We start from the raw sequence: 15,697 nt of genomic DNA on the forward strand, positions 1-15,697 counted from the left end.
AACGGCGCCTTCGGGCGCCGTTTTCGTTGTCAGGGCTTGCCGTAGCGAATGCGGTAGATCGCGCCGTTCTGGTCATCGCTGACCAGCAACGAGCCATCGGGCGCCACCAGCACGTCCGCTGGCCGCCCATTAACGCCGCCGCCCTGGTCCAGCCAGCCTTCGGCGAAGACGCTCTGGCGCTTGAGCGTGCCGTCGTCGTTGAGTTCGACCCGCTTCACCCGGTAGCCGATCTTCTGCGTGCGATTCCACGAGCCGTGCTCGGCGATGAACAGGTTGTTGCGGTACACGGCGGGGAACTGCTCGCCGGTGTAGAAGCGCAGCCCCAGCGCAGCTACGTGCGGGCCGAGCTTGGCCACCGGCGGGGTGAAGGCGGAGCAGGGCGTCTTGCCCTCCTCGGGGTCGGCAATGTCGCCCTGGTGGCAATCGGGATAGCCGAAGTCTTCGCCCACCGTGCTGAGCTTGTTCAGCTCGTCGTTGGGCTTGTCGTCGCCCAGCATGTCGCGGCCGTTGTCGGTGAACCACAGCTGTCCGGTCTGCGGATGCCAGGTGAAACCGACGGTGTTGCGGATGCCGTAGGCGACCACTTCCCGCTCGCTGCCATCGGCATTCATGCGCTGCAGGTTGGCGTAGTGCTCGCGGTCGGGTCGGCAGATGTTGCACGGCGCGCCCACCGGCACGTAGAGCTTGTCGTCGGGGCCGAAGGCGATGAATTTCCAGCCGTGGGCGGTCTCCTTCGGAAACGCTGCAGGCAGTTCCTCGGCCTTGGGCGGCGCGTCGAGGTGCGCTTCGATGTTGCGCAGCACGACGATGCGGCTGATCGAGGAAACGTACAGATCGCCCTTGTGGAAAGTCACGCCCACCGGCATCTGCAAACCGCTGGCGACGGGTCTGACCGCGCCGTCGGGCGTTACCGCGTAGACCTTGTCGGAAGAGCGGCTGCCCACGAACAGCGTGCCGTTGTCGCCCCAGGCCATGGCGCGGGCGCCGGGGACCTGATCGGTGAGAAGGCTGATGTGGAAGCCTTCGGGTAGGCGAATATGGCTGAGATCGGTATCGGCCATTGCCGGCGCTGCCGTCAGGGAAAGCAGCGAGCAAAGTAGGAAATGACGACGCATGGCAGGAATTCCCGGATGAGTGCCATGGCCAGTCTAGACACTCGCCTTGAACTGTTCGCCGTGTTTCCTCTACCGTAGCGGCCTTTCGTGCAACAGCGCTTTTCAGTGGAGCCGCCATGAACCTGGCCAGCCCTCGTTCCCTGTTCTTCCTTGCCTTCCTCGCCTGCGTCGCCATGCTCGGCACTGGCTTCTACCTGCAGTACATGGTCGGACTGGAGCCCTGCCCGCTGTGCATCCTGCAGCGCATCTTCTTCGCCGGCTGCGGCCTGTTCTCCCTGATTGCCGCGCTGCACGGACGTGCGCCGCGCGTGTACTCGCTGCTGATCCTGCTCTGCGCCCTGGGGGGCGCCGGTACCGCCGGCCGCCAGGTCTGGCTGCAGACCCTGCCGCCGGACCAGCTGCCGTCCTGCCTGCCGCCGCTGGAATACATGATGGAAAGCATGCCCTATGCCGACATCATCTGGACCATGTTCCACGGTTCCGCCGACTGCGCAGAGGTCTCCTGGACCCTGCTCGGCCTGAGCATTCCGGAGTGGAGCCTGCTGGCCTTCATCGGCTTTGCCCTGTTCGCCATCGTGCAGTTCTTCCGCCGCCGCGGCTGAGCGTCGCATCTCAAATCGCCATGTCCTGCGCCCAGCGGCGCAGGCCAGAGGCGTCGCGGTCTGTCGATTAAACGCTCGTATGAATTTTCCGTTGCCGGTGTCTTGAAGGCGATAACGGGCGGGCATACTCTGGTTTTCCACTCCGTCGGAAAGCCGCCGCCGAACAAGCTTCACACATCGCGGATGTCGAGGTTCGACAGAATATTGTCCCGGGGCGGACTTTGCCGGGACGGCGAAAAGGGAAGTGAGGACAACATGCTCGAGAGCTGCCGTAATGCCCAGGAACGTTGGGGAGGCGTACACCAGCTGATCGACCGCTGGTTGCGGGATCGACATGAATTGGTCCGGGCATTCGATTCCCTGGACGGTGTCCAGGCGCCGAAGACCAACGCCGAAAACCTGCAGAACTTCTGCCAGCTCCTGCTCGACTACGTGTCGGCGGGACACTTCGAAGTCTACGAACAGCTGATGAACGAGGCGCAAGCCTTCGGCGATACGCGCGGCCTGGAACTGGCCAAGCAGATCTACCCGCGGCTGGAAACCATCACCGCCAATGCGCTGAACTTCAACGACCGCTGCGACAACGGCGACTGCCGCGAAGGCACCTGCCTGACCAGCGAATTGAAGAGCCTGCGTCAGCAACTGCACGAACGCTTCGAGCTGGAAGATTGCCTGATCGAAGTGCTGCACAACTCCCACGAGCAGAAAGCCGTGACGGCCTGAGCGTCGAGTTGCCCGCTAACGGCGCGAGCGCTTCGAGCGATCGCGCCGTTTTCGTTTGTGTGGAGTCCGAGCCATTCATGCCTATCGCGAACGGAGTCCGCTCCTACCTAAGCTTCAATTCCGCGTCGAAGCGGACTCCGGCCGCGATGTTTCGAGCCTCGTACTCGTAACGCAGAACGTTGAAAAACCCACGCCGTTCGGCAGCTTGTACTGACGCTATCGCGGTCTTTTTCGCGCGATGAATCGCCGCTGAAATCCGGCCGTTCCGGTGAGGGCGAAGGCGCAGTGGCGCGAGCATTTCCACTGTGTCGTGATCGCGGTTTTCGCATCCTGCTGGCGCGTGGGGAAGTGGCGCGTCATTGCCTTCATCGGTTGCCTCGCCATCTGTGCGGAAGGCTCTGCGACGGGGCTTTCCAGCCTGTCGGGAAAATATTTTTTTCATCGTCAAACGCGCGCGCCACGGGCCTTTGCGCTTTCGGGCCGATTGCGTCGAGGGAACCAAGTGCGTGCGGCAGCGTCACTGAGGGAGTAAAAAAACGCGCCGTCGCGCACTGTTGAAAACCCCTGAAGCCAATGCCTGCTGCGGCCTGCAGCACAATCGGGACATTGGCGAGAGGCCATCAGCGGGGCTAGTATGGGCGCAACCACGTCCGCCAGGAGGCACGTCATGTCGGCCAACAAGAAACCTGTCACTACCCCTCTGCATCTGCTGCACCAGTTGTCCAACAGTCTGATCGAACACCTCGAAGGTGCCTGCAAGCAGGCGCTCGTCGATTCCGAAAAGCTGCTCGCCAAGCTCGAGAAACAACGCGGCAAGGCACAGGAGAAGCTGCACAAGGCTCGCACCAAGCTGCAGGACGCGACCAAGGCCGGCAAGGCGAAGGCCCAGGCCAAGGCCAAATCCAGCATCGCTGATCTGGATGGTGCGCTGGATGTTCTGAAGGCCCGTCAGACCGAGACCCGTGCCTACATCGCCAACCTCAAGCGCGATGTGCAGGAGAGCCTGAAGCTCGCCCAGGGCGTGACCAAGGTGAAGGAAGCCGCTGGCAAATCCCTCGCTACCCGCAAACCGGCTGCTGCCGCTGCCAAGCCGGTGGCCAAGGCTGCTGCCAAACCGGCCGCGAAGCCCGCTGCCAAACCGGCGGCCAAGCCTGCCGTGAAAGCCGCCGCCAAGCCTGCTGCGAAGCCGGCTGCCAAAGTGGCCGCGGCCAAACCCGTTGCCGCGAAAGCTGCTGCGAAGCCGGCCGCTAAACCCGCTGCCAAACCGGCTGCCAAACCGGCTGCCAAGCCTGCCGCGAAGGCTGCCGCCAAACCCGCCGCGCGCACTGCTGCCGCCAAGCCTGCTGCTGCCAAACCGGCTGCCAAGCCAGCGGCGAAGCCGGCGGCCAAGACTGCTGCCGCCAAACCCGCAGCAGCCAAGCCGGCCGCTAAACCTGCCGCCAAACCGGCAGCCAAGCCCGCCGCGAAAGCCGCCGCGAAGCCTGCAGCCAAACCCGCTGCGAAGCCCGCCGCCGCCAAAGCGCCTGCCAAGCCCGCTGCCAAACCGGCTGCCAAGCCTGCCGCGAAAGCTGCTGCCAAGCCGGCTGCCGCCAAGCCCGCTGCCGCAGCGAAACCGGCTGCTAAACCCGCTGCCAAACCGGCAGTGAAAGCAGCTGCCAAGCCTGCCGCGAAGCCGGCGGCCAAGCCTGCAGCCAAACCGGCTGCTGCCAAGCCCGCTGCTGCCAAGCCTGCAACTGCTGCCAAGCCCGCTGCTCCGGCGACTCCCAGCGCACCGGCTGCCCAGCCGAGCACGCCGGCCGCTACTCCGGTGGCCAGCGCTACTCCGGCACCGGTCGCTCCGGCCAGCAGCACCTCCTCCAGCGCTTCCTAAGGCTCAGGAGTGGCTCGCCGCGGTGCGCAGGGTTTCCCGCGCATCGCGGCGCAAGCCGCCCGCTTCACCTGCCGCGGCGTCCAGCCAGCGCGCCAGGTCCTCTGCTTCACCCCGTGGCCAATCCCGCGCCACTGCTTCCAGTCTTCCCAGCAGCACCTTCTCCGCCTCCAGCTCGAGCTGCTTGATCTGCTCGCGCAGCGGCCCCAGCTCAGCCTCCTCGTTCGCCGCTTCGCGCCAGCGCTGACGCAGCGAGCGCAGTGGCACGATCACCGTTTCCCGCCATACCCGCGCCGTGCTGTCCAGCGCGTCCATGCGCGGTGGGGAAAAGGCCACGCCGGTGCTGCCCAGCCACGCCGAAGCGAGCAGCAGGCAGACATCCGCGCCGCCTTCCTGAAGCGACAGGCAAGCCGCCTCAACCCCAGGGCGGGCGTAGAGTTGCAGCGCATACGACCAGACATCATCAGACATAGAGCACCCACAGCGATTGCCAGGCGAAGCTGATAAACTCCGCCGCCATGATTCGACTACAAAATCTTACGCTACAGCGTGGCCCCCAGCGCTTGCTGGAAGGTGCCGAACTCACCCTGCACGCCGGACAGAAAGTCGGCCTGATCGGCGCCAACGGCGCCGGCAAGTCGAGCCTGTTCGCCCTGCTGCGCGGCCAGCTCGGCCAGGATGCCGGCGACTGCTACCTGCCGGCGGACTGGCGCATCGCGCACATGCGCCAGGAGGTCGATACCCTCGACCGCCTCGCCGTCGACTACGTGCTCGACGGCGACGTGCACCTGCGCTCCATCCAGGCGGACCTCGCCGCGGCTGAACAAGCCCACGACGGCACCGCCCTGGCGCGCCTGCACAGCGAACTGGATAGCGCCGACGGATACACCGCCGATGCCCGCGCGCGCAAGCTGCTGGCCGGCCTGGGCTTCACGCCCGAGCAGATGGATCGCCGCGTCGGCGACTTCTCCGGTGGCTGGCGGATGCGCCTGAACCTGGCGCAGGCGCTGATGTGCCCCTCCGAACTGCTGCTGCTCGACGAACCCACCAACCACCTTGACCTCGACGCCATCCTCTGGCTGGAAGAGTGGCTCAAGGGCTACCCGGGCACGCTGCTGCTGATCTCCCACGACCGCGACTTCCTCGATGCCGTGGTGGACAACATCGCCCACCTCGAACAGCGCAAGCTGACCCTGTACCGAGGCGGCTACTCGGCCTTCGAGCGCACCCGCGCCGAACGCCTCGCCCAGCAGCAACAGGCGTACGAGAAGCAGCAGGCGCAGCGCGCGCACATGGAAAAGTACATCGCCCGCTTCCGCGCCCAGGCCACCAAGGCCCGCCAGGCGCAGAGCCGGATCAAGGCGCTGGAACGCCTGGAAGAACTGGCGCCGGCCCACGTCGATTCGCCGTTCGACTTCGCCTTCCGCGAGTCCGACAAGATTTCCAGCCCGCTGCTGAGTCTCTCCGAGGCCCGCCTCGGCTACGGTGAAAAGACCGTGCTGGAGAAGGTCAAGCTGCAACTGGTACCCGGCGCGCGCATCGGCCTGCTCGGCCCCAACGGCGCCGGCAAGTCGACTCTGATCAAGACCCTCTCCGGTGACCTGTCGCTGCTGTCTGGCGAACTCGCCCGTGGCGAGAACCTCGCCATCGGCTACTTCGCCCAGCACCAGCTCGACTCGCTGGACCCCAAGGCCAGCCCGCTGCTGCACCTGGCGCGCATCGCCCCGGCGGAGCGCGAGCAGACCCTGCGCGACTTCCTTGGCGGCTTCGACTTCCGCGGCGATCGCTGCGACGAGCCGGTGCTGAACTTCTCCGGTGGCGAGAAGGCGCGCCTGGCCCTGGCGCTGATCGCCTGGCAGAAGCCCAACCTGTTGCTGCTCGACGAACCGACCAACCACCTCGACCTGGAAATGCGCCTGGCGCTGACCCTGGCGCTGCAGGAATTCTCCGGCGCCGTGGTCGTGGTGTCCCACGATCGCCACCTGCTCAAGAGCACCACCGACGAATTCTTCCTGGTGGCCGATGGGCGTATCCAGGAGTTCGATGGCGACCTCGACGATTACGCCCGCTGGCTGGTGGATTTCCGCGCGCGGCAGGCGCCGTCGTCGCCCGCCACGCCGGCAGGCGACAAGACCGACAAGCGCGCCCAGCGCCAGGCCGCTGCCGCGCTGCGCCAGCAACTCGCCCCGCACAAGCGCGAGGCGGACAAGCTGGAAAAGGAACTGGGCAAGGTCCACGAGCAGCTCGCCGAACTGGAGCAACGCCTGGGCGACAGCGCGCTCTACGAGGCCTCGCGCAAGGACGAGCTGCGCGACCTGCTGGCCCGCCAGGCGACCCTGAAGGGTCGCGAGAGCGAGCTGGAGGAGTCCTGGCTGATGGCGCTGGAAACCCTCGAGGAGCTGCAGCGCCAGCTTGAGGCCAGCGAGTGATGGATGACGTGAATCTGCTGGTGGCGTGGAGCGAACCGCTGCTGCGCGGCGGGCAGATCATCCTCATCCTGCTGCTGGCGTGGCTGGTGCAACGTGTGGTGACGCGCGCCATCAGCCGCCTCGGCGAGCGTTACCCGATGCCGCCGGAGCTGTTGCTGCCGCTGCGCGGCGGCCTGCGCTGGCTGATCATGGGCTCGGCAGTGATGCTGGTGCTGGAGCGCCTGGGCGTCTCCGCCGATGTGCTCTGGGCCGCGCTCACCGGCTTCGCCGCCGTGGCGGCGGTGGCCTTCTTCGCCATCTGGAGCGTGCTCTCCAACCTGTTCTGCGCGCTGATGATCTTCACCATGGGGCCGTTCCGCCTGGGGGATCGCGTGGAGGTCATCGAGTCCGCCGACAAGCCGGGCGTGAAGGGGCGGGTGATCGCCATCAACCTGCTCTACACCACCCTGGAAGAGGTCAACGAAGACGGCACGCCGGGCGCCCTGCTGCAGGTGCCGAACAACCTGTTCTTCCAGAAGGCCATCCGCCGCTGGCGCGGACCGAATTTCCCCACCACCTGAACGGACGTCCCCCACTATGGAATGGCTCACAAGCCCTGAGATCTGGGTTGCCTTTCTGACCCTGACTGCCCTGGAAATCGTCCTGGGCATCGACAACATCATCTTCATCTCGATCCTGGTCGGCCGCCTGCCCGCTGCCCAGCAACCCAAGGCCCGCTTCTTCGGCCTCGCGCTGGCGATGGGCACGCGCATCCTGCTGCTGCTCTCGATCACCTGGGTGATGCGCCTGACCGCGGACCTGTTCACCGTGTTCGACCACGGCATCTCCGGGCGCGACCTGATCCTGTTCTTCGGCGGCCTGTTCCTGCTGTTCAAGAGCACCATGGAAATCTTCCACAGCCTCGAAGGCGCGGAAGAGGGCGAGCAGCAGGGCGGCAAGTCGCGCGGCTTCATGGGCATCATCATCCAGATCGCGATCATCGACATCGTCTTCTCCCTGGATTCGGTGATCACCGCCGTGGGTCTGGTGCAGCACGTGCCGGTGATGGTCGCGGCCATCGTCATCTCGGTGGGCGTGATGATGCTGTCGGCCGGCACCATCAGCGCCTTCATCGAGAAGCACCCGTCGCTGAAGATGCTCGCGCTGTCCTTCCTCATCGTGGTCGGCACCGTGCTGATCGCCGAGGCCTTCGAGATCCACGTGCCCAAGGGCTACGTGTACTTCGCCATGGCCTTCTCGCTGGCGGTGGAGGCGATCAACATCCGCCTGCGCGGCGCTCTCGCGCGCAAGCGCGGCGAGGAGCCGGTGAAGCTGCGCAAGGACATCCCGAGCTGATCGAGCTGTCGTGAACGCAAAAGCCCGGCCCAGTGCCGGGCTTTTGCTTTGGCTTTTGTAGGAGCGAGCTTGCTCGCGAACAGAGGCTCCCGGCGACACCAGCGCTGGGCAGTTCGCGAGCAAGCTCGCTCCTACAGGTTCATCCGACCTTCGTCGGGCAGGCTGGGCGGCATCGCGCGACTGAGGCACACTGGCCACCCGTAACAAATGATTGCGCCTGCCTGGGCGCCATGAGGTCCGCCATGCTCGCCAGTACCTGGTTCGCCTTCTTCATCGCCTGCTGGGTGATCAGCCTGTCGCCCGGCGCCGGGGCCATTGCCTCGATGTCCTGCGGCCTGCAATACGGTTTCTGGCGCGGCTACTGGAATGCCTTGGGCCTGCAGATCGGCCTGGCGCTGCAGATCGCCATCGTCGCCGCCGGCGTCGGCGCGCTGCTGTCGGCGTCCGCGGTGGCTTTCAGCGCGATCAAATGGTTCGGCGTGGTCTACCTGGTGTACCTCGCCTATCGCCAGTGGACCGCCGCGCCGCAGGTCATGACCGCCAGCGGCGAGCGCCCCATCGGCCGGCCGCTGACCCTGGTGTTGCGCGGCTTCCTGGTCAACGCCAGCAACCCCAAGGCGGTGATCTTCATGCTCGCGGTGCTGCCGCAGTTCGTCGACCCGCACCGGCCGATGGCGATCCAGTACGTGATCATGGGCGCGACCATGATCACCGTGGACCTGATCGTCATGGCCGGCTACACCGGTCTTGCCGCCCGCGTGCTGCGCGCCCTGCGCTCGCAGCGCCAGCAGCGGGTGATGAATCGCACCTTCGCCACCCTCTTCGTGGGGGCTGCCGCGCTGCTCGCCACCGTTCGCCGCGCGCCGGCCTGAGCGGTGTTTCCCGGGGGTCCGGACGTCGCTTTGGACGTCCGGGATGCGACCGGGCAGGACATTGTCCTTGCATCGACGGAAACCTGAGGTGACAATTTAATCTCTTTCATTCTCATTTAACTTTCCGTATGCGCCCCTCCAAACTGTTCATCTGGCTGTTGCCGCTGGTCGGCCTTTTCAGCCTTGGAGCTCAAGCCGACACGGCTGTCGACCCCTCCCAAGCCCTTCACCTGCTCAGCTATCTCGCTGCTGACTACCCGCCCACCGTCACCGACGGCAAGGTCGTGGACGAGAGCGAATACAAGGAGCAACTGGAGTTCGTCGGCAATCTGCAGGCGCTGATCGCCACCCTGCCGGCCGTCCCGGGCCGCGCGGACCTGGAGAAGGACGCCGCTGGCCTCAAGCAGGCCATCGAGCAGCGTCTGCCGGGCAAGCAGGTTGCCCAGCAGGCCCGTCACCTTGAAGCGCGCGTGGTCGACCTGTACCAGGTGGTGCAGACCCCTTCGATCACCCCGGACCCGACCCGCGCCGCCGAGATCTACACCCAGCAGTGCTCGATCTGCCACGGTGATGCCGGCAAGGGCGACGGCCCCGCAGGGATCGGCCTGGATCCGCCGCCGGCCAACCTGACCGACCGGGCGCGCCTGGACCACCTGAGCCTGTACGACCTGCGCAACGTCATCGGCCTGGGCGTGGCGGGCACCGACATGCCGGCCTTCGCCGACCAGCTCGACGAGCGTCAACGCTGGGACCTGGCTGCCTACATCGCCGGCCTCAGCGCGGCCCAGGCCAAGGTCGATCCGGCCCACGCCTACCCGCTGGCGAACCTGGCGACCCAGACCCCGGCGGAAGTCGCCGAGCGCGATGGCGAGGCCGCGGCCGACAGCTTCCGCGCCCTGCGCGCGCATCCGCCGCTGGAGCACCGCGGCCCGGCCCAGCAGATCGACTACACCACTGCGACCCTGGACAAGAGCTTCGCCGTCTACCGCTCCGGCGACCACGATCAGGCCTATGACCTGTCCGTGGCGGCCTATCTGGAAGGCTTCGAGCTGGTGGAAAGCTCGCTGGACAACGTCGACGCCGACCTGCGCAAGGCCACCGAGAAGCAGCTGATGGCCTACCGCCAGGCGCTGCGCGATGGCCTCCCGGAAGCCGACGTGGCGCAACAGCTGGAGCTGGCCAAGGCCAAGCTGGCCGATGCCGCCAAGGCCCTGAGCGGCGATTCGCTGAGCTTCTCCATCAGCTTCGTCTCGGCCCTGCTGATCCTCCTGCGCGAAGGCGTGGAGGCGATCCTGGTGCTGGCCGCGATCCTCGCCTTCCTGCGCAACACCGGGCAGGAGAAGGCCGCGCGCGGCGTGCACATCGGCTGGGGCCTGGCCTTCGTCGCCGGCTTCGCCACCTGGGCGGTCGCCGCCTACGTGATCGACATCGGCGGCGCCCAGCGCGAGCTGATGGAAGGTTTCACCTCCCTGTTCGCCTGCGTGATGGTGCTCTGGCTCGGCGTGTGGATGCACGATCGCCGCCACGCCGCCGCCTGGCAGGATTACATCCGCAGCAGCCTGGTGGGCGGCGGCGGCCGCTTCGGCTTCGCCGTGCTGGCGTTCTTCTCGGTCTACCGCGAGCTGTTCGAGGTCATCCTGTTCTACGAGACCCTCTGGCTGCAGGCCGGCCCGGCCGGGCACAACGCGGTGATCGCCGGGGCGGGCACCGCCGTGGTGATCCTGATCGCCATCGCCTTCGTCATCCTGCGTGGCTCGGCGAAGCTGCCGCTGAAGCTGTTCTTCACCGTCAACGCCGCGCTGCTCTGCGCCCTGTCGGTGGTCTTCGCCGGCCATGGCGTGGTCGCCCTGCAGGAAGCCGGCGTGATCGGTACCCGCCCTGTGCCGTTCTTCGACTTCGACTGGCTCGGCATCAAGGCCGACGCCTACTCGCTGTCGGCCCAGGCCCTGGCGCTGCTGGCGGTGGCCGTGCTCTACGGGCGCAGCTTCGTCTCCGAGCGCCGCAAGGCGGCGGAGATCGCCGCGTCTTGAGGCAATAGCCAAGCGACACACGACGGCCAGTGCGATACTGGCCGTCGTGCTTTTCGAAGGAAGGTTTTCCCCCGATGCGTATCTGGATCGACGCCGACGCCTGCCCGCGCGCGGCCAAGGAGCTGGTGGCGAAGTTCGCCCTCAAGCGCAAGCTGGAGGTGGTGATGGTCGCCGGCCAGCCCGTGGCCAAGCCGCCGTTCGCCTGCGTCAGCCTGATAGTGGTCCCCAGCGGGATGGACGCCGCCGACGATTACCTGGTGGAGCAGGCCGAGCCCGGCGACCTGGTGATCTGCAGCGACGTGCCGCTGGCCGATCGGCTGGTGAAGAAGGGCGTCGATGCGCTGGACCCGCGCGGCCGCGAGTTCGACGAAAAGAACATGGGCGAGCGCCTGGCGGTGCGCAACCTGTTCACCGACCTGCGCGAGCAGGGGCAGGTGGGCGGCGGACAGGCACCCTATGGCGACAAGGACCGGCAGGCCTTCGCCAATGGCCTGGACCGGCTGCTGACGCGGTTGATGCGCGAGGCAGAGGCGCGCAAGGCCTGATTCGGCCTGAAACGAAAACGCCCGGCATTGCCGGGCGTTTTCGTTTCAGCATGGCGCTTTCGTAGGAGCGGAGCTTCTCCGCGACGCTTGTCTGTAAGGCAAGCCATTGACGGACAGATACATCAGTACTCGGGTCAGCCCTCACCCTAACCTAACCCCTCCCAGGGGGAGAGGGGACCGTTCGGCGCAGGATGAAGCCGGGGCGTCAGCCGGCACAATCTGCCCCCTCTCCCTGAGGGAGAGGGTTGGGGTAAGGGGGATGCGCAGGCACAGACCTTCCGGGGAGGACAGTTGCTCCTGCGAGTTCTCCCTCAGGCCAGCTCCAGCACCCGATCCACCGCCTTGTTGATGCCGCTGGCAGCTTCGGCGATGGACTGCGCGAGCATATAGGCCGGGGTGGTGACCAGCTTGTGGTCCTTGTCCTCGACGATATCTTCCACGGCGCAGTCGACGTGCTTGGCGCCCATGCGGGTCAGCGCCTGGGCCGTGCCCTCGTCGGTGCCAATGGTGCATTCCACGCCGGCGCCGTAGATGCGCGCGGCGATCGCCGGGGCGATGCAGAGCAGACCGACCGGCTTCTTCGCCGCGGCGAAGGCCTTGGCCAGGGCGAGCACGTCCGGCTGCACCTCGCACTGGTCGCCCTTGAAGGCGAAGTCGCTCAGGTTCTTCGCCGCGCCGAAGCCGCCGGGCACGACCAGCGCGTCGAAGTCCTCGACCTTGGCATCGCGCACGTCTTTCACGTCGCCGCGGGCGATGCGCGCCGATTCCACCAGCACGTTGCGGCTCTCGGCCATCTCCTCGCCGGTGAGGTGATTCACCACGTGGTGCTGGGCGATGTCGGGGGCGAAGCACTGCACCTGGGCGCCGCGCTGGGAGAGGCGCAGCAGGGTGATCACGCTTTCGTGGATCTCGGCGCCGTCATAGACGCCGCAGCCGGAGAGGATGACGGCAACTTTCTTCTGCATGTACTGCTCCTGTTCGAAGATGCCGGGCGTGTCGCGATATGCCGCCCGGGTTGTCGCCGGCGGCCGGGGCCGGCGTGGGAGTAGGGGCTAGGATCAATCGTCAGGGCGCTGCGCCCTGAGGCCTTCCCATAAGCATAACGACTCGGCCGCGCCATGAACTACATCCTCTTCGCCGTACCCTTCTTTTTCCTGCTGATCGCGATCGAACTGCTCGCCGACCGCTGGCGTGGCCTGTCCACCTATCGCCTGAGCGATGCGCTGAACAGTCTCAGCGCGGGCGTGCTCTCCACGACCAGTGGCCTGCTGACCAAGGGCCTGGCAGTCGTGACCTACACCCTCGCCTGGCAGCACCTGGCGCTCTGCGAGCTCTCCGCGCAGAGCCTGTGGGTCTGGGTGTTCGCCTTCGTCTTCTACGACTTCTGCTACTACTGGAATCACCGCCTGGGCCATGAGCGCAACGTGCTCTGGGCCGCGCATTCGGTGCACCACCAGAGCGAGGACTACAACCTTTCCACCGCACTGCGGCAGACCAGCACCGGCTTCCTCTTCGGCTGGGTCTTCTACCTGCCCATGGCCATCACCGGCGTGCCCCCGCTGGTGTTCCTCACGGTCGGCGCGCTGAACCTGCTCTACCAGTTCTGGGTACACACCCGGCACATCCCCAAGCTGAGCTGGTTCGAGTGGATCTTCATCACCCCGTCCAACCACCGTGTGCACCACGCACAGAACGCGGTCTACATGGACCGCAACTACGGCGGCGTGTTCATCCTCTGGGACCGCCTGTTCGGCACCTTCCAGGAGGAGTTGGACGCGGAGCCGGTGGTCTTCGGCGTCACCGTGCCGCTGGCCAGCTGGAACCCGCTGTGGGCCAACCTGCAGGTCTACGCGCACCTGTGGAGCGATGCGCGCCGCGCCAGCAGCCTGTGGGACAAGGTGCGCATCTGGTTCATGCGTACCGGCTGGCGCCCGGCGGATGTCGCCCAGCGCTACCCCATGGCCAAGCCGGACCTGGCGGCCTTCCGCAAGTTCGACGTACCGCTGAGCCGTGGCCGACAGGTGTATGCCGGCGTACAGTTCGCCACCTACGTGGTGGTGGGTACCTGGCTGCTGGGCGTGGGCGAGCACTGGCAGGTGCTGCCGCTGCTGGTCGGCTGGAGCTGGATGGCCTTCGGGCTCTACGCCATCGGTTGCTGGCTGGAGAACCGCACCTGGGCGCCACGCCTTGAATGGCTGCGATTGGCGCTGAACGTGCCGGCAATGGCGGCGCTCACGCTGGTGGGAGGGATTGAGCTGCCGCAGTGGGCGCCCTGGGCGCTGGCGGTGTACTCGCTGCTCAGCCTGATCGGTCTGCTGGGCCTGCGTCGCGCCGAGCGCCTGCCGCAGGCGGCCTGATCAGTCGGCCTTGGCGGCCTTGAAGCGACGGCGCAGCCAGAACAGCAGGCCGATCACCACCAGGCCGCCGAGGACCATGAGTTCGTACTTCTTGATGTTGCCCAGCACGCCTTCGAGCACGCTGCCGAAGTAGAACGCCGCACCGCCCAGCACGGCGGCCCAGACGATGGCGCCGATGCCATTGAGCAGCAGGTAGCGCGCCGGCGGGTAGCCGGACAGGCCGATGGCCACCGGCATCACGGTGCGCAGGCCGTAGACGAAGCGGAAGCTCAGCACCCACAGGTCGGGGTGCTTGCGCACGTGCTCCAGCGCCTTGTCGCCCATCTTCTGCCAGCGCGGTTTGCGCGCGAGCAGCTTGCGGCCGTGGCGACGGCCGAGGAAATACCAGAGCTGGTCGCCGGCGTAGCTGCCGAAGAAGGCCACCGCGATGACGTACTCCAGCTGCATGTAGCCGCGGAAAGCCAGGAAGCCGGCCAGTACCAGAATGGTCTCACCCTCGAAGAACGTGCCGAGAAACAGCGCGAGGTAGCCGAAATCCTGCAGGAATTGTTGGAGCATTATCGAGGCAACGCAGCGAAATGAACGCGAAGCCTAACCCGGTTGCGGCCCGCAGGGAAGGCACCCCAGTCAGCACAACTGACCTGGAACAAGTCCGTGCCGGCCCAGAGCGGCGGCGTGACGCTGCGGCAGGATGCCGCGACCAAGGGTCACTGTTACCGGTTGTTACCAATCGGTCATAATTCAGGGCTATAACTGTCAGACTGTGCCTGCTGCATCAGGCCCTGGAGTACGCCGTGAGCTTCATTCCCGCCGATCGTGCCTTCCCCTTCACTCGACTGCGTCGCAACCGTCGTGACGAGTTTTCCCGCCGCCTGGTGCGCGAAAACGTCCTGACCACCAACGACCTGATCCTTCCGGTGTTCGTCCTCGACGGCAAGAACCAGCGTGAAGCGGTGCCCTCGATGCCGGGGGTGGAGCGCCTGTCCATCGACCTGCTGCTCAAGGAAGCCGAGGAACTGGTGGAGCTGGGCATTCCGGCGCTGGCGCTGTTCCCGGTGACCCCGCCGGAGAAGAAATCCCTCGATGGCGCCGAAGCCTTCAACCCCGAGGGCATCGCCCAGCGCGCCACCCGCGCCCTGCGCGAACGCTTCCCGGAGCTGGGGATCATCACCGACGTGGCGCTGGACCCGTTCACCAGCCACGGCCAGGACGGCATCCTGGACGAGGATGGCTACGTTCTAAACGACGTTTCCGTTGATGTGCTGGTCAAACAGGCACTTTCCCACGCCGAGGCCGGCGCCCAGGTCGTGGCGCCGTCGGACATGATGGACGGCCGTATCGGCGCCATCCGCGAGGCCCTGGAGTCCACCGGGCACGTCAACACCCGCATCATGGCCTACTCCGCCAAGTACGCCAGCGCCTACTACGGCCCGTTCCGCGACGCCGTCGGCTCCGCCGCCAACCTGGGCAAGGGCAACAAGGCCACCTACCAGATGGACCCGGCCAACAGCGACGAAGCGCTGCACGAGATCTACGCTGACCTCGCCGAAGGCGCCGACATGATCATGGTCAAGCCGGGCATGCCGTATCTCGACATCGTTCGCCGCGCCAAGGACGAATTCCGCGCGCCGACCTTTGTCTACCAGGTCAGCGGCGAGTACGCGATGCACATGGCCGCGATCAACAACGGCTGGCTCAGCGAAGCGGTGATCCTCGAATCGCTGCTGGCCTTCAAACGCGCGGGCGCAGATGGCATCCTGACCTACTTCGCCAAGCGCGCTGCACAACAATTGAAAAGCGGGGGCTGACCCCCACTGATGAG

At 66.3% G+C, this 15,697-nt stretch carries 14 protein-coding genes and 1 pseudogene; 11 read left to right on the forward strand and 4 right to left on the reverse strand.

The window, feature by feature from the left end:
• Positions 1-29 precede the first annotated feature (29 nt).
• Positions 30-1,115: a PQQ-dependent sugar dehydrogenase gene (locus N0B71_RS09820; protein WP_259758623.1), complete on the reverse strand. Its 1,086-nt coding sequence runs from the start codon at positions 1,113-1,115 to the stop codon at positions 30-32.
• Positions 1,116-1,231: 116 nt separating this feature from the next.
• Between N0B71_RS09820 and N0B71_RS09825 the strand changes: the two genes are divergently transcribed.
• The 3 genes and pseudogenes from N0B71_RS09825 to N0B71_RS09835 form a co-directional block, all read left to right on the forward strand.
• A complete protein-coding gene (locus tag N0B71_RS09825) occupies positions 1,232-1,717 on the forward strand; it encodes a disulfide bond formation protein B (RefSeq protein WP_169935081.1) in 486 nt (161 codons plus the stop codon).
• Positions 1,718-1,972: 255 nt separating this feature from the next.
• Positions 1,973-2,440, forward strand: a complete 468-nt coding sequence (gene rsd, locus N0B71_RS09830; RefSeq protein ID WP_259758624.1) for a sigma D regulator — start codon at positions 1,973-1,975, stop codon at positions 2,438-2,440.
• Positions 2,441-3,107: 667 nt separating this feature from the next.
• Positions 3,108-4,133, forward strand: a pseudogene (locus tag N0B71_RS09835) (AlgP family protein); the annotation flags it as partial.
• A gap of 180 nt (positions 4,134-4,313) precedes the next feature.
• Here the strand turns inward: N0B71_RS09835 and N0B71_RS09840 are convergent.
• Positions 4,314-4,778, reverse strand: coding sequence for a TIGR02444 family protein (locus N0B71_RS09840; RefSeq protein ID WP_259758627.1), 465 nt, complete (start codon positions 4,776-4,778; stop codon positions 4,314-4,316).
• Between the two features lie 47 nt (positions 4,779-4,825).
• Here N0B71_RS09840 and N0B71_RS09845 point away from each other — a divergent pair, with 47 nt between their 5' ends.
• The 6 genes from N0B71_RS09845 (at position 4,826) to N0B71_RS09870 (ending at position 11,518) form a co-directional block, all read left to right on the forward strand.
• Positions 4,826-6,736, forward strand: coding sequence for an ATP-binding cassette domain-containing protein (locus N0B71_RS09845; protein ID WP_259758628.1), 1,911 nt, complete (start codon positions 4,826-4,828; stop codon positions 6,734-6,736).
• Entirely contained in the window at positions 6,736-7,296 is a 561-nt protein-coding gene (locus N0B71_RS09850) for a mechanosensitive ion channel family protein (protein WP_259758629.1), read from the forward strand. The genes N0B71_RS09845 and N0B71_RS09850 overlap by 1 nt, the downstream gene beginning before the upstream one ends.
• Positions 7,297-7,312: 16 nt before the next feature.
• Positions 7,313-8,071 (forward strand): TerC family protein, encoded by a 759-nt coding sequence (locus tag N0B71_RS09855; protein WP_259758630.1) that lies wholly within the window; start codon positions 7,313-7,315, stop codon positions 8,069-8,071.
• A 242-nt stretch (positions 8,072-8,313) separates the two neighbouring features.
• Positions 8,314-8,943 (forward strand): LysE family transporter, encoded by a 630-nt coding sequence (locus tag N0B71_RS09860; protein WP_259758631.1) that lies wholly within the window; start codon positions 8,314-8,316, stop codon positions 8,941-8,943.
• Between the two features lie 128 nt (positions 8,944-9,071).
• Positions 9,072-10,973: a cytochrome c/FTR1 family iron permease gene (locus N0B71_RS09865; RefSeq protein WP_259758632.1), complete on the forward strand. Its 1,902-nt coding sequence runs from the start codon at positions 9,072-9,074 to the stop codon at positions 10,971-10,973.
• Positions 10,974-11,047: 74 nt separating this feature from the next.
• Complete coding sequence (locus tag N0B71_RS09870; protein WP_259758633.1) at positions 11,048-11,518, forward strand: YaiI/YqxD family protein; 471 nt, start codon at positions 11,048-11,050, stop codon at positions 11,516-11,518.
• 311 nt (positions 11,519-11,829) lie between these two features.
• Here the strand turns inward: N0B71_RS09870 and elbB are convergent, their stop codons facing one another.
• Positions 11,830-12,483: an isoprenoid biosynthesis glyoxalase ElbB gene (gene elbB / locus N0B71_RS09875; RefSeq protein ID WP_259758634.1), complete on the reverse strand. Its 654-nt coding sequence runs from the start codon at positions 12,481-12,483 to the stop codon at positions 11,830-11,832.
• A gap of 153 nt (positions 12,484-12,636) precedes the next feature.
• Between elbB and N0B71_RS09880 the strand changes: the two genes are divergently transcribed.
• Positions 12,637-13,875 (forward strand): sterol desaturase family protein, encoded by a 1,239-nt coding sequence (locus tag N0B71_RS09880; protein WP_259758635.1) that lies wholly within the window; start codon positions 12,637-12,639, stop codon positions 13,873-13,875.
• On the opposite strand, the gene N0B71_RS09885 is transcribed toward N0B71_RS09880, so the two are convergent.
• Positions 13,876-14,436, reverse strand: coding sequence for a DedA family protein (locus N0B71_RS09885; RefSeq protein ID WP_259759519.1), 561 nt, complete (start codon positions 14,434-14,436; stop codon positions 13,876-13,878).
• Positions 14,437-14,669: 233 nt separating this feature from the next.
• Here N0B71_RS09885 and hemB point away from each other — a divergent pair, with 233 nt between their 5' ends.
• Positions 14,670-15,683 (forward strand): porphobilinogen synthase, encoded by a 1,014-nt coding sequence (hemB, locus tag N0B71_RS09890; protein ID WP_259758636.1) that lies wholly within the window; start codon positions 14,670-14,672, stop codon positions 15,681-15,683.
• Positions 15,684-15,697: the final 14 nt, after the last annotated feature.

Origin of the sequence: Pseudomonas sp. GCEP-101, assembly GCF_025133575.1 — a bacterium.
GTDB classification, from domain to species: domain Bacteria; phylum Pseudomonadota; class Gammaproteobacteria; order Pseudomonadales; family Pseudomonadaceae; genus Pseudomonas; species Pseudomonas nitroreducens_B.